The sequence below is a fragment of the Aridibaculum aurantiacum genome (assembly GCF_017355875.1).
Lineage (GTDB): Bacteria > Bacteroidota > Bacteroidia > Chitinophagales > Chitinophagaceae > Segetibacter > Segetibacter aurantiacus.
In genome coordinates this window covers 2527550-2547491 of the sequence record NZ_JAFEWC010000001.1, presented here as the reverse complement: position 1 = coordinate 2547491, position 19942 = coordinate 2527550, and the positions used below count along the sequence as shown (strand labels likewise).

The window sequence follows — 19942 nt, the reverse complement described above, 5'->3', positions numbered from 1 at the left end:
AATATTTCTTTTGAACGTTTTTATTCTTTTCACACCTCGCACCTAAGAACCAGAAACGAGGAACAAGAAACCATAAACCCATTTGCTTACACCACCACCGGGTCAGTAAACTGCCCAATGATAGCAGCCAGGTTCTTCTCATTTTGTATCACCTTCTGTCTTAATGGTGAAATAGCCCATGCTCTTTTATACACATCTATATCATTCTTTTCATTGTGTACAAACAGCCACTGCACCCAGTCGAACAGGTTCTGCCTGCGCAAGCCATCTGTAAGTTTTACAAATATGAACCGGATATCTTTTCCATGTTGTTCTGCCAGTTGCCGCACTTCTTCCGGGTCGCTGAAAGAAGAAACAAGTACAACAGAAGCATCTTTGGCTTTTACATAATTCTTCAGTTGCTTATCAGTATGCCACTGGCTTGTACTTACCTGGTATTTCACCACCTGTTGTTCATCAGCTGAATTATTCTTCGCCGTATCCTGGTCGGGAATATACTTTACATCAAATCCTTTCTTCACAAGATTTTGATAAACCGTCCACGCCATCACCTTGTAATAATTCAGGAATGGAACTTCTGCTACACTATTGCCAGTAGTATTGAAAATGGAATAGTAAGAAGTGTACATGTAAATGTGAGAAGCATAAGGATCCATAATCTCAGGTATACGTACCACCAGCTCCTTATTCTTTGCATAAATCTTCCATACTATCCGCCTTACATCATCATTGTTCTCAAAGTTTTTATAGTTCAGGTATTCACCTTCTACTTTGCGCAGTTCATCTATTCGTGTACTGGTTTCTTCCGTTTTACGTGGAGCTACTTTCAGCTCTGCTAATGCTTTAGCAGTAGGGTGGGTGAAGAAGTTACTTTTAGCCGGCAGGTCAATGGCCACTGAAAAGAACTGGAAAACATCTTCAAAGTAGATGACTGCCCTGTCTACTTTATATTCTTTAATCTGCGGTAACGGCCAGTTGTAAATGCCATCAATTTCATTGCTGAAAAACTTCTTCCTGTTCGTTTCCAGCAGTGAGAATTTTTTTGAAAAATGATTTTGATCGTACTGCAGTCTCAATTTTATAAAACCAAAGAAAGGCTTTAGTACAGGTGAAATATGTAAACGAACAGTCTGCTTTTGGTGCAGTTCACTTTCTTTCAGGTCGGTATCTATTTTAAACTGTATGCCGTATTTCTTTTTTTGATATACAAAATGAACAAGTGAAACAACAACAGACAGCAGTGCAACTGTAAGCATGATAATGGCAAACCACATAGCCACCTTTAACAGCAATAGAAAGATATTTCCAAACGCTGTATCTGCCTGCAGTGGATTGATGTGAAGCCAGCGCCACGCCAGCACTGATGCAACCGCAAAAACCAGGAAATAGATGGTGAAAGGAATGTAAAAGCCAGCTTGTTTGATGTTGCCCTTCAATCGTGCAAAATTCATAATTGTAATTACGCAGTTAAGATAAAGAAAGATCATGTAGTGCAGTAAAGAGATGCAAAAGGGGTAGTACTTTTTAACCGCCTTTTCACTTTCTTTGCACCACTTATTTATGGCTTCTAAAATTACATACGATCATTGTCCCTGTTGCGGAAGTGCTGCTATCAGCAAGATGTTTAGCTGCACCGATCACACAGTAAGCAAAAAGATTTTTGAAGTCTGGAAATGTAGTGCCTGCACATTTGCATTCACACAAAATGTGCCTACGCTCGATTATATAGCTCCTTATTACCAATCGTCGGCGTATGTGTCGCACAGTGATACTAAGGAAGGCATCATCAACAAACTATACCACCAGGTGCGTAAGGTGACGCTACGAAGCAAGCGAAGCCTTCTGAAAAAGATCACTGGCTTAAAGAATGGAACCTTGCTGGATGTTGGCGCAGGTACTGGTGCTTTTGCACATACTATGCAAACAGCCGGGTGGCATGTTACAGGTTTAGAACCTGATACTGCAGCGCGGGCTACAGCTTTATCTAAATACAACCTTGAGCTGCAAACACTGCAAAGTCTTACAGAACTGCAACCTGCATCTTACGATGCCATTACGCTATGGCATGTGCTGGAGCATGTTCACGACCTGGATGGCTACTTTCACACCTTTAGCAGGTTGCTCAAAAATACCGGGAGATTGGTGGTTGCTGTACCAAATTACACCAGCCACGATGCATCTGTATACCAGGCTTACTGGGCTGCTTACGATGTGCCACGACACCTATATCATTTTTCGCCAAAAAGTATGCATGTGCTTGCCGAAGAAAAAGGCTTCATCATAGAAAAGCTTTACCCAATGTGGTTCGATAGCATTTATGTAAGCATGCTTAGCGAACAATATCAAAAAGGGAAAAACAACCACCTACGCGCCATTAAAGTTGGCCTTGTCTCAAATGTGAAAGCGATTTTTGATACCGCAAAATGTAGCTCAGTGATCTATGTGATGCGGAAAAAATAAGAGGGTAGCAAATTTAGATTTTAGATTTTTGATTGAAGATTGGGTTCAAAATAATTTTCTCCGTTTTTACAGGAGGTAGTTTTCCTAAATCTAAAATCCGCAATCAAAAATCTTCAATAGACTAGCTGTTTCTTCTTCCTACAACTCCAAAAACTATAAGTGCTGCCAGCCATAGCAGGTTCCAGCTTTTATCTTCGGTAAGTATGGTAAGGCCTGCAGCTACAAAAACAAAGGCTATGCATGCCATCGAAATCCTGTAAATTTTGTTGGATATAAAACCACGAGCCCTGCTTGTCTTACTAATCATGCCGATGCCGGTAAGCGCGTATAATAGGGCAGAAAGGTAGTAGGTAACAGACTCATCATCGCGGTATACAAGGTTAACAACAATCACCACTAATGCAGCTGCAAAAATGCCCCATTCAAAAGGTGTATTACCTGCAAAGTACTGCCTGTTGTTGTTTGCCATGCTAGTTCAGTTTAAGCTCGAAGAGTAGCGGCCATTTCTTTCCGGTGATGTAAAGAGAGTTCTTTTCTTTATCGTACGCTATACCATTTAGTACATTGCCATCTCCGTACTCTACTGTTTTACCTGCTTTTTGCAACAATCCTTCCAGGTTCATTCTGCCAATTACATGACCAGATGAAGGATCTATTTTAATGATATAATCCGTGGTATACACATTGGAATAAACTGAACCATCAATATATTCCAGCTCATTCAGGTTTCCTACCGGACCATTGTTATCAAAAACACCGACTACATTTTTTATCTGGAAAGTAGCCGGATCAACAAAATACAGGTTGTTGCTACCAGTGCTAATGATCAGGTCTGTGCCATTGTGCGTAATGCCCCAACCCTGGTGCTCCCACTTAAACTCCTGTATCTTTTTTAAACTTGATGCATCATACACATACACCTTATTGTTCATCCATGTCAATTGGTAGATCTTATCATTCAGGATGGTGATGCCTTCTCCAAAATCTTCATCAGAAAGTTTTACTGCCTGCTGCGCTTTTCCTGTCTGCAGGTCTACCTTCAGCAGTTTGCTTTGCCCTTCTATACCAGTGCCTTCAAAAAGAGAATTATTAAGCCAGATCAATCCTTGAGTATACGATGAAGTATCGTGCGGATAGGAAGCAACTATATTGTACTGGATATTTTGAGGTGCAGGAATGGGACTGTTAGTAGTGGTATTTTCTGTATCTCCTGTTTTATCATCTTTACATGCAGCCATTGTTACTATCAAAAGAAGGTAGCCTAAAAATTTTTTCATCGTGTTACAAGGTTGGCGACAAAAGTAGGGAAGAAGACACTTCCTTCTCGTTAAAAGAGCCTGTAAGTTGTTGCACCACTTTTTCAGCAATGACAGGTGTAAGTGCTACACCCATACCATTGCAGGCACTTACAGCAAGTACATTTTTCTGCAATAGATGTAGGTAGGGAAGCTTGTTATTTGTAAATGCCATTATGCCGCTCCACCTGTGCGTGATCTCTACTTTAGTGTTTGGTAGTATATGTTTGAAAAGAAAATGTTCCAGCGCTTCCTGTACCTCACCAGATATGTTCATCTCATCCGTGGCTTCTGCATCAAACGCTGTATTGCGTGCTCCACCTAATAAGATCCTGTTTCCAACATTCCTGAAGTAATAATATCCTTCATCAAAATGGAAGGTGCCTTTCACTTTCAAATCATTGATGGGTGCAGTTACCAGTACTTGTCCGCGGTTAGGTTGAATGGTGGTATCATTTGTTATCCGAGGTAAGAATGCATTGGTAGCAAGTATAAGTTGACTGCAGGTGAAAGTTTGCTGATGTGTTCTTACATGAACCTTATCTTGTACCTCTTCCCATTGAAGAAGCTCAGTATTGTACAGAATTGTTATTCCCTTACTTGCTACCAATTGCTGCATAGCTTGTACATATTTCCCTGAATGAATTCCTCCTTCCAGTTTATTCTCTATCATAGATGAAAAGCCACTGAAACCTACATCATCTAATTTTTTGTTGGCCCACGTGAAAACATTTTCCTTTCCGGTAATAGCTTTCATTCCTTTATTCAGCCAGTCAAGCTGCGCGTTCACTTGCTCGTACTGTCCATCATCGTGTTTAAAACATTCATAGCCGCCACAATGGTCAAAGTCTATCACGTCATCAGTAAATGTTTTTCTGATTTTATCTATTCCCTTGTAGCGCATTTCTACTACTGACCACATTGCATCTTCATCCACTTTCTTAGCATCACTTATCATTTCTGTAGGGCTGCCAAAACAGGCAAAGCCTGCATTGCGCGTAGATGCGCCGCAAGGAATAGCACCACGCTCTAGTATGAGAATAGAGGCTTTAGGCAATTTGCCCTTCAATTCGAGAGCGATCCAAAGTCCCGCAAGACCGGCACCGGCAATAATAAAATCTTGTTCTTTATAAAAACTAGTTTGTTCCCAGAAGCTTACCTGCATAAAATTGTATCTGAAACGTTAATTCAATAGAGCGGCTAAAGCTCAAACTTATATTTGTCAAAACTCTAAACAACCTCGCATGATGAAAAAAAATCTTCTACTTGCTATAGCTATTGCAACCTCAGTTACATCTATACAGGCACAAGGTCTTAAAGGTTTACTGAAGGATGCTGTCAGGAAAGATAGTAGCTCTTCAAGTTCGATTGCAAAAAATATAGAATCACTTACAGGAAAAGGAGTTAATCTTTCAGCTGCCGATATAGCAAGTGGATTGAAAGATGCATTGGAAGCAGGCGCTCAAAGAAGTTCAGCAAAGCTTTCTAATGTGGATGGTTTCTTTGGGAACGCTGCACTAAAAATTTTGATGCCGGCAGAAGCACAAAAGGCTGAGCAAAAGTTAAGAGCAATGGGTTTGGGTAAACATGTAGATAATGCTATTCTTACCATGAACCGTGCTGCCGAAGATGCAAGCAAAAGTGCTGCAAACATCTTCGTTGCTGCTATCAAACAAATGACATTTGCAGACGCTGCATCAATACTCCGTGGCAGCGATAACGCAGCAACTGAATACTTAAGAAGTAAAACAACACTGGAACTTACCAACGCATTTCGTCCTGTAATTGAGCAATCACTAGCAAAGGTGGATGCTACCAAACATTGGAACACCGTGTTCACTAACTACAACCGTTTCAGCACAGACAAAGTGAATCCTGATCTTTCCGGTTATGTTACTGAAAAAGCACTGGCAGGCATATTTACCCAACTTGCACAGGAGGAACTACAGATACGTAAAGATCCTGTTGCCCGTACAACGGATATGATGAAGAAAGTTTTCAGTGCAAAATAAAAACACATAGGAGCTACTGCTCTTTGCTAATAGTAAAAACCATTGCTACACTTCAGCAGTGGTTTTTTTATTTTACCTACATCTTCCTGCATGGAATGATTCTTTAGCATCTTGAACAGGTAAAGTTTACAAGATGAAAAAGATGATTCTGCTGCTCGCATTAAGTACCATGACTTTATCAAGTTGCGATACAGCAAGACAAGTTTTAGAAGGCGTAGCAGCAGGCAATACAGGAGAGCTTTCTACTACGGAAATAGCAATGGGTTTGAAAGAAGCCCTTACTGTAGGAACCAGTCGCTCTACATCACAGCTTTCAGCTGTTGATGGATTTTTTCAAAATGCAGCTATAAAGATTTTGTTACCACCAGAAGCACGCAATGTAGAATCTACTTTGCGCAATCTTGGAATGGGTAACCTGGTAGATCGGGCTGTCTTGTCTTTAAATCGTGCAGCGGAAGATGCAGCCAAAACTGCAGGAGGAATTTTTGTAGATGCAGTAAAGCAGATGACCATTACAGATGCGATGAACATTTTAAGAGGTGGTGATTTTGCTGCAACCAACTACTTCAAAGGCAGAACAACTGTTGCACTTACAAATGCATTTCGTCCGGTTATTGATCGCTCATTGCAAAATGTAAATGCTACCAAGTACTGGGGCGATGTTATCAATGCGTATAATCTTGTTGCCACTAACAAGATCAATCCTGATCTTACAGCCTATGTAACAGACCGTGCGCTAACAGGTATATTTTACCAACTTGGATTAGAAGAACAGAAGATCAGGCAAAATCCTGTAGCACGTACCACTGACCTGCTAAAGCGGGTGTTTGGTAGCAGGCTGGCGCAAGGAAGCTAAATGGAAGAAGAGACGTGAGGTTGATTATTTAATTTTAGGAGTACCTTCAAAAACTCTCTAAGTTCATATTAATCACCTCTTGTGCTTATTCTTAGTAAGTCACAATTTTATCTGTAGCCTTTTTGTCTTTGATGGTTATCACATAGATGGTGCTGTACTCACTATCATCAAGATCTTTATATTTTTCCTGTTGCAATAGCAGGTTTACCAGCCTCGGATTAGTATTGGAATGACCAGCAACCACAATAGTTTTATTAACCTGGCTTAGTAGGTATGTCGCCATTTTTTCCAGGTTCCTTGGATCATATTCCTGTATTTCTACTCCGGCTTCCTTTGCCCAGGGATTAATAGTTTGGCGGGTGCGGATATATGGTGAAGAAAATATCTCATCTGGTTTTACCCCTTTAAATACAGCTGAAAGACGCTCAGCACGCTGCATTCCTTCTGATGTAAGTGCAGGATCATTACCGGCTTGCTTTTCTCCATGACGAACAATAATAACTGTAGTTACATCATTTGATTGCTGGCAAACACCAGTGATCGACAATAGAGAAAAACTTATAAGCAATAAAAAGAATACTATGCGCTTCATATTAGGATAATTAGTAGAAGCAATATACAGCTATGGAGTGAGTGGCGGGGAATAGTTTTTTAGGAGCGGTCGGTGAACGGTATCTGAATTATGAGTAAGAGCAAAACATCATCGTTATATACTACACCTGCCGGCGAGCCAGCCAGGACTGTAGATGAATGGGCAGAACATTTTAAGAACAAGAACTGGTACGAGATAGTAACTGAGATGCCTACTCCTTCTTACCTTTTTGGACTGGTAACTCCGGAAGGTGGGCCAAAGCCTGACTGGCGTTATGTGAAGTTGAAGAACAATAAGGTGCTTGATATGCGGCACGTCCTGGTGATGGGGATGAAGTATGGAGTGGTTATGGGTGTCCTGGTTGAATTGGGTCAATACATTTTTGAACCTACGTCAGCTAATCAAAAGCAGGATTATTATTCAAACTGGTTAGGTGCATCTTTTTTAAAATACCTGAGAAAGAATGTAGAAAGTTTTAAGCCGCCACGTACTGTTGCGGATGGTTTCAAAATAGAGCGCAGGTTGACTGAGCACTTCAGAAAATTTGCTGAAGTAACAGTTGTAAAGTAATTACATCAATATGGCAGCCGGTCGCTACCTGCACTTACATGTTTCACATTCTGCTTTGGTGGCAAAACCTTTAGCCGAACAGCCGCTATAACCTACCTGTTTGCAGCTATTGGTGGCTTTGTCGTAAAACCAGCGGGTGAAATGGGCTGCGCACAATTCCGTGGTTGGTACTACATCGGCGCAAACAGGGTCAGAAGGTTCGCAGGTTTCTACTTCTTTTTCCAGGCTGCTACATGCGACAAACAATAAAACAGCAGTACATACAGAAGCAATCGTTCTCATAATCTCTAGTTTATGTGTTCACAGCTGACAATAGTTTTTATACGGTCGTTGCATCCTTTGCTTGTATATATTTTCAAAATTTAAGCCGCCTCAGTTCTTTCTCTTACGATGACTTCTATTGTAACTTCTTGCCTGGCTGTACATTATACCTATTGCTAAAATGATGCTGACCGGTAATATCCAGATCAAATATTCTTTGATGACAGGAAAGCGTTGTCCCAGGAAATGACCTGCTACTGAAAAAGTGGTGATATAAGTTATAGAGGCGATAACGGACAAAGGAATAAAACGTTGGGTAGGTACACCTGTCATGCCTGAGACTACGGGCGTGAACGGGCGAATGACCGGCAGAAACTTTCCAAGGATCAATGCGAGCTTTGAATGCCTGTCCAGGTAATCTTTGGCTATTTCAAAATATTTTTTCCGGTAGTACCAGGTATCTTCTTTTTCATGGAGTCGCTTTCCAAATTTGCGACCTATGTAGTAGCCACTCAGGTCGCCAGCAATAGCCATTGCAATGAGAAGTGGAACAAGAACGTAGATAGAAGTTTCTAATGTATTGGTACTCACCAGTAATCCTGCTGTAAACACAAGTGTTTCACCACCAGGTATTGCTAAACCCAATAATAATCCTGTTTCTGCAAATACGAGCGCAGCAATGATGAACAACCCTCCCCATTCTATAATTCCCGTGGTCTCGATCAACAACATGTATAAAGTTTAGATTACCAATGAAAAAAATATTCCAGCCGGTGTGATTATTGTAGATTATTTCCATAACTGCCACAGTGCCTGCACATTATTTATCTCTATTTATTGCAAGGCAGAAATATTCACTTCTAATGTTTGCCTTCCATTTGAATTATTAAAATAATTTATCATCTTGTGAACCTGGTGACAGGTTTCATCGTAAGTGTAAAGTCAAAGTGGAGGTATGAAATATTTTTCAATAAACGATATAGAGAAATTCTCCGGAATCAAAGCTGCTACTTTGAGGATGTGGGAGAAGAGGTACGGAATAGCAAATCCCGCCAGGACAGAATATAATGACAGAGTTTATGATGTCAACCTATTGGAGACATTTCTTGATATAGCTATCCTGAAGAATAACGGTTGGAAAATCTCGGTTTTATCCAGTATGACGAAGGAGGCGCTGAAACAAAAAATAGACTCTCTAACGCATCGGGATGATACTTATCTAGCTGCTATTAACAGGTTGACGATCTGTATGTTTAAAACAGATATAGAGGAGTTTGAGGCAATACTTGACGCTGTTTTTAAAAAATATTCTGTATCATCTGCTTTGCTCCACATTATCATTCCTTTCTTCGAAAAGGTTAACATGCTTTCTTATACCAGCTCTGACAACGAAATGCATATAGCTGTTTCGCTTATTAGAAAAAAAATTATTTACGAAATAGAAAGATTGAAGCCTGAAACTAAAAATTTAGGTACTGCCTTATTATTTCTTCCACAAGACGAGCATTATGACCTGATGTTGTTATGCATGTACTACATTTTAAAAGAGCGGGGACTGAAAATAATTTATTTAGGCACAAATATTCCTGAGCAGAACATTATCAGTATGCTTAAGAATAAAAAGCCGGAATATATTTTTACTTATCTAGCCGAGGGAAATTTTTTGAAGTTTAAAAAAATGATCCTTAATATACAGGAGGAACTAGCCGAGCAGAAATTTGGAATAGTGGGAGATAGAAAAAGTGTTGAGATGGAAGCCGCAAATATTAATGCTGTAAATTATATTCCTTACAATCAATTGTCAGAAATGATACAGACAGCGTAGGAGAAAAAAAATTATTGGAGATATTGTCTTAAATCATTTACCTGCGATTTCAATTTTGTATTTTCCCGTTTAAGTTTAATTACATCAGCACTCTGCGATTCAAGTGCCCATTTTAGGAAATTGATTTCTTCTAAATCTTTTTTATTAGTTGTTGTGGTAGGTTTAGCAGAAGACGCCACAGTAAGTCTCTGCTCCAGTGCTGCAATTTCCTGGTTCTTCAATTCAAGTGCTTCATATAATGAATCTACCTTTTTAGAATAATCTTCAACTGGCTGAACGGGTTGTGCCGAAGGATAAACCTTTATTTTATTTTCTTCTGCGGAAATCTTTTTATCGACCGCTTTAGATCCTGGCTGCGGAATTAAAAAAGCGGTTCCTATGATTCCCATTACTAAGATGGTTGAAAGGTAGAGGATAAAAAACTGCCGCTTCTTCTTCTTTGTTTCCTCAATGTTCAAATAATTCATATTCTTTAATTGAAGTGTTAGATAAACTCATGTTCAATTCTGTTGTTACTCTTTTAGCTACAATAGTAGCATTGGGTTTTACCTGGTTTTCCCACAGATTTTTTTCTGGGTGGAGTGGCGTTAGCCGGTAGCCACCAAAAGTCCTGATGTAAAACTGCCAACCAAAAGATTGACCGGCTTCATCTTCTGTTTCTATATCTACTTCTTCCCGTAATTGTTGTACGATAAAATAATGAAAAACTCTACCCAGTTCCATTTGGGCCGGAGCAGTACAAGTAAATGTAGACAGATTTGTATCACTGGACTTTGGAGCAACTTTAATTTTGAGCGGGACACTGGCTAGGAAGACGAACGCTTTATTTTCAATAAGGTTTCTACGCTTATACCAAAGCGGGTACTGCTTTACAGGTATGTTTAAGAAGTAGTTATAGGTGTGAAGTATTAAATTAGGAGCAAAAAAAGATGCAGTAGCTACTATGCTTAGCCATATCAATTGATTGTTAATTGAACTTATAAGCGCTGCTATAGCTACTGCATTACCAATAGAAAATAATAAGGTTTTTCTTACTCCTGCCGAAGTTTTATAAGAGAATGTTGCGGTGGAAGATGATTGGAAAGTTGCATGAAGTATTCCACTCGCGATGTATAATACTACCAACGTTGCTAAAGTGATATACCAGTTATTTAAAGTAAAGTTTTGGAAGAAGAGAATAGAACTGATTGATAGATTGGCAATGATTATAAAAGGTGCATGAAGCCATGCAAATGAAGTTGACCTTTCCGGGTTATTTTCTAAAGCTAGATCCTGCTGCATATCAAAAAGCATTTTTTTCTCCTTTGATCATGTTGTATGCTGTTAAAAATACCATTTTAAGATCAAGATATATACTCCAATTTTCCATATACCAAAGATCATATTCCACTCTTTTTTGCATCTGGTGAACCGTTTTTGTTTCTCCTCTAAAGCCATTTACTTGTGCCCAGCCGGTTATGCCTGGTTTTAAGAATTGCCGAACCATATACTTTCCAATGATCTGTGAGTACTCATCCGTATGTTTCAGCATGTGGGGGCGAGGCCCAACAATGCTCATTTGGCCCATAAATACATTTATAAACTGTGGGAACTCATCCAGGCTCGTCTTGCGAAGGAACCTTCCTACCTTGGTAATACGATCATCATTGAGCGTAGCCTGTTTTTCATGTGCCTGGCTGTTCACACGCATGCTTCTGAATTTCAAGCACATAAAGGTTTTTTTGTCTTTGCCTGTTCTTGGTTGTGCAAAAAACACCGGTCCTTTTGATTCCAACTTTAGAATTATTGCAATGAGTGGTATCAGCCATGACAAAATAAAGATCAGCACCAGCGAACTCAAAAACACGTCAAATAACCGCTTCTTTAGCCGGTTGCTAATATCTTCCAGCGGCTCCCTGCGGAGCATCATTACAGGTATTTCTTTTAAAAAGTCAATGTGCATTTTTTGGTTCATGAATATGCCTAAATCAGGGACAATTTTGAACCTTATACAATTATCATCAGCAGTTTGTATGAGCTTATATATGTTCTGGTTGTGTTCTGGGGCAATCGTAGAATATATTTCGGTGATGCCGTGTTGCCTGCAAACTTCCATCGCGCCACCTATATTACTAAGGATGGGATATTCTGAAAGTTCATGCACGTTTTCATATTCTTCGCAAAAACCAACGATTTCTTTGTTTATACCATCTTCTTCCAAGTAACTAACCAATTTTTTAGAAAGATTATTGTAACCAATTACCATAACCTTACTCATCAATGCACTTTTACTTTTTAGGTACTGGAAAATATGGAGGTAAAAGAACCGGTTGATAAGCAGCATTATAGGCAATGCAACAAAAAGAACAGAAAGGAAAAGTCTCGACAAAGCAATCATTCTGAAAAAGAAAAGATAGATGCTAATGCCAAGCAGCAGGTATATGTATGCTGTTATTGTGGCCTTAGTAAAACTTTCAAAAGATAGAATATGCTTCTCATGATAAATATTGGTAGAGACAACCGTTCCTAACCATAATGTGCTTAGTGCAAAACCAAAATATAGATATTCCTGCTCGTGACCAATCAGGTTGCTTTTCCTGAATATGTAAAGGCATACCAGGAAAATAAAATTGAGCGAGATAAAATCTATAGATGCGTTTAGTACTTGTAAAGAGCGTAGAAATCTGTTGTTCATATTTTTCTTTTTACAAGTTTTAAGAACGAGCCAGGATAGGCTTCTTCTTCGATGGCATCATTTGTTTTATTAGCAGCATTATAAACTGCGTATTCGTTACTGCATATCTTTTGAACAATCTTTTTGGTTCCTGGCTAAAACGGAAGAGCCATTCAAGTCCATTTTTTTGCATCCATAGTGGTGCTCTTTTTTGCATTCCTACCATTACCGGCAATGCTCCACCAATGCCAATCATTTCTGCGTGTATCTTCCCTTTCATCGATGCCATCCACTTTTCCTGTTTAGGACAACCCAATGCTACGAAAACAAGTCCTGCTCCAGAGCCATTGATCATTTTCACTACTTCGTCATTTTCAGCTTCAGTAAGTTTTCTGAAAGGTGGGCTATACATACCTGCTACATCTACTTTTGGAAAATGAACTGATAGATACTGCTTTGTCTGATCAAGCATTTCTTTGGTGCCGCCATAAAAGAACACGGGTAATTGTGTGTCTTCTGCCTTAAGTAAAAGATCAGGAAGGAGATCCATACCGGCTACGCGGTCTTGCTTAAAACCATAAAGAAGTTTCATAGCCCATGTAAGTGGCATGCCATCCGGCGTTACCACATTTGCTTTTTCAAGCACTTCAGCAAATGCAGGATCATTATGCGCTTCCACCAGCATATGTACATTGGCCACACATATATATTCGCTTTTGTGTTCAAGCGCATTAGCAATAATGTTTTTTAGAAACTCCTGGTATCCTCCAATAGATACGGCAATACTTAGTACGCTTAATTTGTCCATGACAAGAAGTGTTAGATTAAATGAGAATGAGGTGTGGTCGTTGAGAGAAGGGTATCAATTCGTAATTACGAAATAGGCTTGATGATGGTTTGGGAGGATATTGGAGATGTATTATAAATGCATTTCGAAATGCTTTCTTCCTGTGTGTTCTGTCTGCCACTTCAATAGTGATACAAGGTTTAGAATTATGAACCTAAAATCACTATTTCTGTAGCTGAATAAGTACCTGATCTGCTATAATGGCTTCCTTAATCATTGTGGAGATGAGGCTAAAACTCATTCTATGCTTACTACACAAAAGAGAATGCAGGTGCTTCTGCTTTTTCTAATGCAGAACGGTATATAAACAGCAGGTGCTGCAAATTTTTGTCCGGTGAGTATAGACGTTCATAGGTAGTGCGGGCATTTGACCTGTATTCTTCTTTTTCATGCTCCGGCAGGTTAGCCCATCTATAGATCGCCTTCTGAAAGTCTGCTTTGTTTCCAGCCTCGAAGTGCAAACCGTTGTAGGAATCTTCAATCATTGATTTCATTGCACCAAGGTTAGACGCTATCACAGGTAGCCTTCCAGCAAATGACTCAATAATGGTTAATGGCATTCCTTCGTACCATTTTGAGGGAAATACCAATGCTGTAGCGGCTTGCATAGCAGCATTTATGCGGCTTTTATCTAAGATGCCGAGGTAATAGATGTTGCTATACTTGCTGGCATATGACTCTACTTCCTCTCTTAGAGGGCCGTCGCCTGCTATTAATATTGTGATACTGGACAGGGCGAAAGTTTCCAACAGCAATAAGATTCCTTTCTCTTCTGTTAGCCGGCCTACGTATAAAAAATGATCTCCACGCGGCTGTATTTCCTGGTGCGGCGGGGTAGAAAAGTTTGGCTTTACTACCAGTTGATGACGCTTCAGGTTCAGGTTCGAATTTTTGAATATCTCCTTTGCATGTTCTGTCAGGCAGATCATCCTGGCTGGTATGTGGTAAGTGTTTAATTTCCTGTGGAGTGCCATGCATATCGCCAGCCAAAGTGTGATCAACTTAGAGTTCTTGTAAACTCCTTTTTTCACTGCCATAACCGGGAAGTCCTGCTGCAATGACTGGTGAAATATTTCGCCTTCTACATACAGGGTAGCCGAAGGACAAAGGATGCGGTAGTTATGCAGTGTCATAACTACTGGAATGTTGCAATGCTTGAGTGCGAACAAAACAGATGGTGATGCAGCGAAATGCAGGTTATGTATATGGGCTATATCTGGCTTAAAAGATTTTACTATCTTTTTCGTTTTTAAATAAGAAGATAGGTTAAAGGGAAGTTGAAGGAGTTTCAGCAACTGGCGGCCTTCATTTTTAAATTGTAAAAGTTCTACTTCGTGACCATGCTGTTGCAGAAGGTTCATCTCCTGTTGCACTACCACATCTTCTCCTCCTTTGTATAAATAAGCGCAGTGTATAACCAGTATCCTCATAAAGTGACTGCTGCAGAAGCTGCGGCTTTTATTTTGTTTGAAAACTTAATAAAGGTGTTTGCAATCTTACGGCTAGCTAGCGCAGGAAGACTGTACGGCTTTCGCAACTGGCGCTGCAGTACAGGTATTTCAGTAGTGGATAAACAAAAATTGAAACTGCGGGCAGTGCCGTCGTCAAGGGTTGTTTTTAAATAGTCGATACCAAAGGTGTTGGTTGACTCATTGTCGAAGCCTATGTTGTATGCTTTAGAAATAATAGGATAGATAACTTTTAGTTCATGCCTTGCTACATGCACCTGCATCTGGATATCCCATGTAGAGATGGTTCCATTTATCTGCTTCACTACCATCCGCGATAGGTCGTGACCTTCTTTATTTAGTTTATCAACAAAACCTGGTTGCTGCATAATGGTTTCCAGCTCTTCCTTATCCCATTGTACATGCTTTACCCGGTTTGACCAGCTTGCCCAGCCATAGGAGCAAAACCTGCGGTGTACAATGGTATCGTACCTGTATTCTTTTACATCTATTGGAAAACAGAAGCCAGTAACACAAAAAATTGATTGATCTTCTTTGTAAAAATCTAAACCTTTTAGCAGGTAGCTGATATAATTTGGCGTTACCACTAAATCATCTTCTACAACTATAAAACGATCGTAGTTATCGCACAGCCAGGTAATGCCTTGCTTGAAATTCGGCCCGGTGCTTAAGTTCTTTTCGCGGTAATGTTTGTAGATGTTTCTAAAGCCGCTCAAAGTGTCGATGTAGGCGCGGGTTTGCATCACTCCTTCACGATCATGTTCTCCTTTAGGCCCATCACAGAAGAAGACGACATCCATTTCTGCGCATTCGGGGTTTTGAAGCAATGCTTCCATTGAACGTTTCAGCTTGGCTGCACGCTTATAGCAGAATACTGCTATGATCGTTTTCTCGCTCATCATGGTCATTTTAATGTTGTATTGAGTGTTGTACGTTTGTTGCCTTATGTACTTAAGTACAAGTGTGCGACGCAACGATGTTGATAGTGATCTGCTGGCGGGTCTATAAAAACTTGCCTGCTTTATTGTACTGCCTGCCTGCCTTTGAACTGATCCCACAATACGGGGAAGAGTGTTTTGAGCCAAAGCTTGCAGAATGCGGAAGGATATGAAAATGGAAAATGGCGCCTGATGAAAAGGAGGTACTCACTATACGCGAGGCCTTTGGGGCTCTTCAGGTACTGTATGCGTTCCTTCAGCGGTACGTTTTGAGACTTCCAGTTGTTGCCGTGATCGTCTTTGCAACTGCCTAAGTAACCTGGAGCAATAATTACCTGGTATCCTGCCTTTTTTGCTTTTAGTGTATAGTCATAATCAGCCAGGCTATGCGTGTAGCCGTCGGAAAGAATGCCAATGTTCTGTACGATCTCGGCAGGTACCAGCATGATGTTAGCATTACCAAAATCGCAATGAATGAAATCGTTGCCAGGCGCTACCATAGAGCTTTTCCATGCCCTGGATGCTGTAAGCCTGCTGCCACCATACGATTGTTTACCTGTTTCGTGGTCTATGGTGCTTCCGATGCAGATGGAAGGCGCAGGAGCACTTGCAGACGATTTAAGCAACGTAGCGACAGCATTGGGTTCCAGTACTGTATCGTCATTTACCAGGAAGTAATACTGTGGCTTACCTGTCATTGCTTGCTGCCAGGTGTAACGCATGCCGCCTGCCCAATAAAGGGAGCCTGTGCCTTTGTGCAAATTAACAGCAGGGTAGGTTGCTGCAACAGCCTCTGGTGTTCCATCTATAGATGCATCATCGGTTATGTGAACCACCAGTTGTACACCTGCAGGTAGTTGCTGGCTGTACAGACTTTTTAAACAAGCGAGGGTTTTCAGCTTGCGGTTGTAAGTGGTCATCAACACGCTTATGGTTGTACTTCTACTCATAAAAAGCGGGCTAATACAGGAATTTTAGTTAGTCGTTTTTTTATGGCGCGGTAGTAACTAACGGTATAATATTTCAACTTCATAGACACTGGTAAAGAGGGGATGCCCAGTTCCTTTTGTGCCAGTAGCCTGTACTTTTCATCGCTTATGTTCCAGCCATAGTTGTGCAGCTCGTTCATAAAGTGGTGGTAAAGGCTGAACAGGCCAAAGGTTTTTTCGGCAGGTAAATGCCATATACCCAGGTCAACATCGGTGGAGCGAACCTCGCGGTAGAATAGTGGGTTGGTCCAGATCCTGCGCATGAAGTTGTTGGATGGGTGTGCTCTAAATCCGTTCTTAAAGTAGAGATAGCTAAGTGTATGGGCTTCTTCGTTAAAAGTTTTCTTTCCTTGTTGGTGACGTTCTAACAGCACTGGCCATAGCTTTTGGAAATCGCTGAAGAACTTCCTGATGTTTGCTGCGCTGGCTAACAGAAATTCGCCAAGATGGTAGGAAGGGATCTCTTGTATTTCTTCTCCTAGCAGGTCTTCATACAAAGACTTCATATCGTTCCTGCTTAGACCATTAATTATGTAGTCAGGCTTTACTTCATCTTCAAAAGAAATAAAACCTTGTGGGGCGGCTGCAGCAAAAAGATCCTCTACTGGTTTTAAAAAGATACAATCCGAATCAAGCACCAGGTACATGTTCTCATCCTTCGGATCGTGGTGTGCTATATGCTCAAGGATAGAAAATTCATAGAACTGGTTTTGAAAGGCTCCGTAATATCCTTTAGGCGTTTTGTATTTGAAGTCGGTAAACACCACATCCACATCCAGCTCGTGAAGTAAGCTGCTGATGTACCTGCCATCTACTACAGGTAGTTGCTTCACATTGGTGAAAAGTATATGCTTTTCTTTTTTATTGAACCTTTTGCTGGTGATAAAGAATAAGATTATGCAGCGCCAGTAGATATTCTGGTGAGAAGCTGATGACGACAGTTGGCCTGTCTGTGGAAAATGACTTTCTTCTCCTTTTTCATCTGCGCAAAACCAGGTACAAATATGATTCATGGATTATTTATTTGAGGGATTACTTTGCAGTTGAAGATCAATTTGTTCATTACGCCATCTTTCTTTTCTATATCCTGTATCCATTCTTTCTTCGTAGCTAGCTTTATCTTTTTCAATATAATAGAGGCAAAGGCCAACATGTCCCCAGTAGATGAGAGGTAGAACGTAGTTGAAGGCGAAGATCATCCCGGCTACACATATTGATAAAAGGATGATGGTTTGCTCTGTAAGCTTTTTGCTGAACACCTGGTATAGCAGGTAAAACAGGAAGGAGAACTTAAACAGGAAACCTGCAATGCCATGGTAGAAAAGCATTTCCATATAGGTTTCATGAAAGTGCTGGCCACTATTCTTTGGCCACCAATCTACCAGGGGGTTATCCATTTCAAAACCTTCGTAGGTCCATCCAAAAAATGGGCGGTCCAGGAATAATTTGAAATAAACATCCCGCTGTTCGATTCTAAAATTACCGGTGCTTCCTTCTTTTGCAGGATTGAAGATTTCGCTAAAACGATCTCCAAGAAACTCTACCAGTTGTGGTGCCATATTGGAAAGGAAGAAATAGACAAGTGCAACGGAAATAAATGTTCCTAATAATATGCTGGCAAACCTGCCCAACGTTTTGTGGTTGGTGCGAATGCTGATGAAGGTGTACACCATCACTGCCAGCAGACAGCTACTCCATACAGAGCGGTGCTGGTGCATAATGATAACAAACGTGCAGAACAACACGATCAGTAATGCCGTTGTCTTGCGTTGTGTTATGTATTGGTGCAGGTACCAAAGGAAAGGGATGATCATCATAAATACGGAACGTGCGTGCACTATTCGGCCATCGCCGGAAAATGGACCATAATCATCCATTTCAATAGCATCAAGGCTGAGCGAAAAGTTTCGGCCATAGATGACCATGAAGACTATGTAGGTGAGCAGGTAGAATTTTGCGATAAACTCTAGCAGGTCGAGGTCGTAGGTGCGGCAGATGTATTTTATGAAAATGACAAAAATGATAGGATATAGCACCGTGAACATGGTGAACTGCTTAAAGATATGGCCGAACTCGAACAGAGATGCGAACATTAGCTTAAGCATGTAAGCTGTGAAAAGCACTACATAAATACGCTCACCTGGTTTTAGTTTCAGGTAAGAGTAAGCTACAAAAGCATAAATGAACAGGCTCAAAACTTTCTCATACCCAAGTACCACAACTGATACTGGTACAAACAGCCATGAAAAAATATTTTCCATGAGCAGGTATGTAGCAAATACCAGTAGTATTTCCTTTACATAAAAGTTGTAATTGAAAATCCTAATGACTGAATTCATCCTGTGCTACCGTTTTTTTTACTTGCGAATGGAGGGATGCTAATTGTGGTTGCACTTCCTGTGGGCGGGTTTGCAGCTTGCTCTTGATCTTATTAAAAGCCCTACACGGTATAGTTTTCAATCGTAGAACTGTCAACAGCAGGTTTAATGACCGAACTTTGATGCTGTTTCTGTTGTCGATCCACCTGATCTTTTTCTCTCCGTGCATATACATTTCCTGGAAGGTTTGCTCTTTTTCAGGAATGATGCCACGATATATAGCTGCTTTTTTATCAACAATAGATTTGTCTATATAGCCCAAATGTTTCAGTCGAAAATTTGTATTCCATTGCAGGCCACTAATTCCTTTTACATTGGGTGAGTCTATAATGAGATTTTGAAAATAGCCTGTTGGAGATTCTCTCCACATGATCCTGTCGTGCCCGGCGCTGTAGTTGAGCCTGAACCAGGAGCCTGCGAAATGTTCTCTGTCAATAAAATGAAAACGCCTGAAACCGTATTTATTGATGAAGCTTACACTCATCAACCTGTCGAAGTGCTGCCGGGTAAGATTGGCTTCGAATATCTCGTCTACGTCTACCCAAAGACACCAGTCAGGCTTGCGCAGTCTTACCCGTGCATACAATAAGTTTTTATCTCGACCCTCATTGTATCCTTCTGTGCGAATAATGTCAGTTACTTTAGGATGTGCTTCTAAAATTTCGTAAGTGCCATCTGTAGATCCATTATCCAGAACCACAATTTCATCCACTAATTTTTCAAAACACGCAAGCCACTCATGAACAAAAGTGATCCCGTCTTTTACACGGAGCATTACAATGAATTTCGGCATACAA

General features: G+C 40.5%; 22 protein-coding genes. 5 read left to right on the top strand and 17 right to left on the bottom strand.

The window, feature by feature from the left end; translation table 11 throughout:
* Positions 1–86 precede the first annotated feature (86 nt).
* A complete protein-coding gene (locus tag J4N22_RS10700) occupies positions 87–1451 on the bottom strand; it encodes a DUF58 domain-containing protein (RefSeq protein WP_207494099.1) in 1365 nt (454 codons plus the stop codon).
* Between the two features lie 109 nt (positions 1452–1560).
* Here J4N22_RS10700 and J4N22_RS10695 point away from each other — a divergent pair, with 109 nt between their 5' ends.
* On the top strand, positions 1561–2460 hold the full coding sequence (locus J4N22_RS10695) for a class I SAM-dependent methyltransferase (protein ID WP_207494097.1): 900 nt from the start codon (positions 1561–1563) through the stop codon (positions 2458–2460).
* 121 nt (positions 2461–2581) lie between these two features.
* On the opposite strand, the gene J4N22_RS10690 is transcribed toward J4N22_RS10695, so the two are convergent.
* Genes J4N22_RS10690 through J4N22_RS10680 form a run of 3 tightly spaced genes read right to left on the bottom strand, consistent with a single transcriptional unit; the run spans position 2582 to position 4920 of the window.
* Entirely contained in the window at positions 2582–2929 is a 348-nt protein-coding gene (locus tag J4N22_RS10690; RefSeq protein WP_207494095.1) for a hypothetical protein, read from the bottom strand.
* A gap of 1 nt (position 2930) precedes the next feature.
* Positions 2931–3737 (bottom strand): glutaminyl-peptide cyclotransferase, encoded by an 807-nt coding sequence (locus tag J4N22_RS10685; RefSeq protein WP_207494093.1) that lies wholly within the window; start codon positions 3735–3737, stop codon positions 2931–2933.
* 4 nt (positions 3738–3741) lie between these two features.
* On the bottom strand, positions 3742–4920 hold the full coding sequence (locus tag J4N22_RS10680) for an NAD(P)/FAD-dependent oxidoreductase (RefSeq protein WP_207494091.1): 1179 nt from the start codon (positions 4918–4920) through the stop codon (positions 3742–3744).
* Positions 4921–4999: 79 nt separating this feature from the next.
* Here J4N22_RS10680 and J4N22_RS10675 point away from each other — a divergent pair, with 79 nt between their 5' ends.
* Together J4N22_RS10675 and J4N22_RS10670 are read left to right on the top strand one after the other, a co-directional pair.
* A complete protein-coding gene (locus J4N22_RS10675; protein WP_242692125.1) occupies positions 5000–5767 on the top strand; it encodes a DUF4197 domain-containing protein in 768 nt (255 codons plus the stop codon).
* A 133-nt stretch (positions 5768–5900) separates the two neighbouring features.
* Positions 5901–6623: a DUF4197 domain-containing protein gene (locus J4N22_RS10670; protein ID WP_207494089.1), complete on the top strand. Its 723-nt coding sequence runs from the start codon at positions 5901–5903 to the stop codon at positions 6621–6623.
* 91 nt (positions 6624–6714) lie between these two features.
* Here the strand turns inward: J4N22_RS10670 and J4N22_RS10665 are convergent, their stop codons facing one another.
* Positions 6715–7215, bottom strand: a complete 501-nt coding sequence (locus tag J4N22_RS10665) for a SixA phosphatase family protein (RefSeq protein ID WP_207494087.1) — start codon at positions 7213–7215, stop codon at positions 6715–6717.
* Between the two features lie 90 nt (positions 7216–7305).
* On the opposite strand from J4N22_RS10665, the gene J4N22_RS10660 reads away from it, so the two are divergent.
* On the top strand, positions 7306–7785 hold the full coding sequence (locus J4N22_RS10660; protein ID WP_207494085.1) for a hypothetical protein: 480 nt from the start codon (positions 7306–7308) through the stop codon (positions 7783–7785).
* A 24-nt stretch (positions 7786–7809) separates the two neighbouring features.
* On the opposite strand, the gene J4N22_RS10655 is transcribed toward J4N22_RS10660, so the two are convergent.
* Together J4N22_RS10655 and J4N22_RS10650 are read right to left on the bottom strand one after the other, a co-directional pair.
* Positions 7810–8067, bottom strand: coding sequence for a BPTI/Kunitz-type proteinase inhibitor domain-containing protein (locus J4N22_RS10655; protein WP_207494083.1), 258 nt, complete (start codon positions 8065–8067; stop codon positions 7810–7812).
* A 90-nt stretch (positions 8068–8157) separates the two neighbouring features.
* Positions 8158–8778: a DedA family protein gene (locus J4N22_RS10650; RefSeq protein ID WP_207494081.1), complete on the bottom strand. Its 621-nt coding sequence runs from the start codon at positions 8776–8778 to the stop codon at positions 8158–8160.
* A 223-nt stretch (positions 8779–9001) separates the two neighbouring features.
* On the opposite strand from J4N22_RS10650, the gene J4N22_RS10645 reads away from it, so the two are divergent.
* Entirely contained in the window at positions 9002–9871 is an 870-nt protein-coding gene (locus tag J4N22_RS10645; RefSeq protein ID WP_207494079.1) for a MerR family transcriptional regulator, read from the top strand.
* 11 nt (positions 9872–9882) lie between these two features.
* Here J4N22_RS10645 and J4N22_RS10640 read toward each other — a convergent pair whose 3' ends face one another.
* The 10 genes from J4N22_RS10640 to J4N22_RS10595 all read right to left on the bottom strand — a co-directional run bounded on the left by J4N22_RS10640 (position 9883) and on the right by J4N22_RS10595 (position 19938).
* Positions 9883–10338 (bottom strand): hypothetical protein, encoded by a 456-nt coding sequence (locus tag J4N22_RS10640; protein WP_207494077.1) that lies wholly within the window; start codon positions 10336–10338, stop codon positions 9883–9885.
* Entirely contained in the window at positions 10319–11152 is an 834-nt protein-coding gene (locus J4N22_RS10635) for a TssN family type VI secretion system protein (RefSeq protein ID WP_207494075.1), read from the bottom strand. Before J4N22_RS10635 ends, J4N22_RS10640 begins: the two co-directional genes overlap by 20 nt.
* 1 nt (position 11153) lies before the next feature.
* Positions 11154–12545 (bottom strand): undecaprenyl-phosphate glucose phosphotransferase, encoded by a 1392-nt coding sequence (locus tag J4N22_RS10630; protein WP_207494073.1) that lies wholly within the window; start codon positions 12543–12545, stop codon positions 11154–11156.
* Between the two features lie 19 nt (positions 12546–12564).
* Complete coding sequence (locus J4N22_RS10625) at positions 12565–13332, bottom strand: WecB/TagA/CpsF family glycosyltransferase (RefSeq protein WP_207494065.1); 768 nt, start codon at positions 13330–13332, stop codon at positions 12565–12567.
* 290 nt (positions 13333–13622) lie between these two features.
* The gene (locus tag J4N22_RS10620; protein WP_207494063.1) at positions 13623–14801 is read right to left on the bottom strand and encodes a glycosyltransferase family 4 protein; all 1179 of its coding nucleotides are present in this window, start codon (positions 14799–14801) and stop codon (positions 13623–13625) included.
* Positions 14798–15898, bottom strand: coding sequence for a glycosyltransferase family protein (locus J4N22_RS10615; RefSeq protein WP_207494061.1), 1101 nt, complete (start codon positions 15896–15898; stop codon positions 14798–14800). Before J4N22_RS10615 ends, J4N22_RS10620 begins: the two co-directional genes overlap by 4 nt.
* Positions 15862–16728: a glycosyltransferase family 2 protein gene (locus J4N22_RS10610; protein WP_207494059.1), complete on the bottom strand. Its 867-nt coding sequence runs from the start codon at positions 16726–16728 to the stop codon at positions 15862–15864. The genes J4N22_RS10615 and J4N22_RS10610 overlap by 37 nt, the downstream gene beginning before the upstream one ends.
* A complete protein-coding gene (locus J4N22_RS10605; RefSeq protein WP_207494057.1) occupies positions 16725–17780 on the bottom strand; it encodes a hypothetical protein in 1056 nt (351 codons plus the stop codon). Before J4N22_RS10605 ends, J4N22_RS10610 begins: the two co-directional genes overlap by 4 nt.
* 3 nt (positions 17781–17783) lie before the next feature.
* Positions 17784–19106, bottom strand: coding sequence for an O-antigen ligase family protein (locus J4N22_RS10600; RefSeq protein ID WP_207494054.1), 1323 nt, complete (start codon positions 19104–19106; stop codon positions 17784–17786).
* Complete coding sequence (locus tag J4N22_RS10595) at positions 19090–19938, bottom strand: glycosyltransferase family 2 protein (protein WP_207494052.1); 849 nt, start codon at positions 19936–19938, stop codon at positions 19090–19092. Before J4N22_RS10595 ends, J4N22_RS10600 begins: the two co-directional genes overlap by 17 nt.
* Between the last annotated feature and the right edge of the window lie 4 nt (positions 19939–19942).

Bases quoted from the DNA above. Each gene is read 5' to 3' on its own strand.
- J4N22_RS10700 (WP_207494099.1), bottom strand. From the start codon at position 1,451: ATGAATTTTGCACGATTGAAGGGCAACATCAAACAAGCTGGCTTTTAC.
- J4N22_RS10695 (WP_207494097.1), top strand. From the start codon at position 1,561: ATGGCTTCTAAAATTACATACGATCATTGTCCCTGTTGCGGAAGTGCT.
- J4N22_RS10690 (WP_207494095.1), bottom strand. From the start codon at position 2,929: ATGGCAAACAACAACAGGCAGTACTTTGCAGGTAATACACCTTTTGAA.
- J4N22_RS10685 (WP_207494093.1), bottom strand. From the start codon at position 3,737: ATGAAAAAATTTTTAGGCTACCTTCTTTTGATAGTAACAATGGCTGCA.
- J4N22_RS10680 (WP_207494091.1), bottom strand. From the start codon at position 4,920: ATGCAGGTAAGCTTCTGGGAACAAACTAGTTTTTATAAAGAACAAGAT.
- J4N22_RS10675 (WP_242692125.1), top strand. From the start codon at position 5,000: ATGATGAAAAAAAATCTTCTACTTGCTATAGCTATTGCAACCTCAGTT.
- J4N22_RS10670 (WP_207494089.1), top strand. From the start codon at position 5,901: ATGAAAAAGATGATTCTGCTGCTCGCATTAAGTACCATGACTTTATCA.
- J4N22_RS10665 (WP_207494087.1), bottom strand. From the start codon at position 7,215: ATGAAGCGCATAGTATTCTTTTTATTGCTTATAAGTTTTTCTCTATTG.
- J4N22_RS10660 (WP_207494085.1), top strand. From the start codon at position 7,306: ATGAGTAAGAGCAAAACATCATCGTTATATACTACACCTGCCGGCGAG.
- J4N22_RS10655 (WP_207494083.1), bottom strand. From the start codon at position 8,067: ATGAGAACGATTGCTTCTGTATGTACTGCTGTTTTATTGTTTGTCGCA.
- J4N22_RS10650 (WP_207494081.1), bottom strand. From the start codon at position 8,778: ATGTTGTTGATCGAGACCACGGGAATTATAGAATGGGGAGGGTTGTTC.
- J4N22_RS10645 (WP_207494079.1), top strand. From the start codon at position 9,002: ATGAAATATTTTTCAATAAACGATATAGAGAAATTCTCCGGAATCAAA.
- J4N22_RS10640 (WP_207494077.1), bottom strand. From the start codon at position 10,338: ATGAATTATTTGAACATTGAGGAAACAAAGAAGAAGAAGCGGCAGTTT.
- J4N22_RS10635 (WP_207494075.1), bottom strand. From the start codon at position 11,152: ATGCAGCAGGATCTAGCTTTAGAAAATAACCCGGAAAGGTCAACTTCA.
- J4N22_RS10630 (WP_207494073.1), bottom strand. From the start codon at position 12,545: ATGAACAACAGATTTCTACGCTCTTTACAAGTACTAAACGCATCTATA.
- J4N22_RS10625 (WP_207494065.1), bottom strand. From the start codon at position 13,332: ATGGACAAATTAAGCGTACTAAGTATTGCCGTATCTATTGGAGGATAC.
- J4N22_RS10620 (WP_207494063.1), bottom strand. From the start codon at position 14,801: ATGAGGATACTGGTTATACACTGCGCTTATTTATACAAAGGAGGAGAA.
- J4N22_RS10610 (WP_207494059.1), bottom strand. From the start codon at position 16,728: ATGAGTAGAAGTACAACCATAAGCGTGTTGATGACCACTTACAACCGC.
- J4N22_RS10605 (WP_207494057.1), bottom strand. From the start codon at position 17,780: ATGAATCATATTTGTACCTGGTTTTGCGCAGATGAAAAAGGAGAAGAA.
- J4N22_RS10600 (WP_207494054.1), bottom strand. From the start codon at position 19,106: ATGAATTCAGTCATTAGGATTTTCAATTACAACTTTTATGTAAAGGAA.
- J4N22_RS10595 (WP_207494052.1), bottom strand. From the start codon at position 19,938: ATGCCGAAATTCATTGTAATGCTCCGTGTAAAAGACGGGATCACTTTT.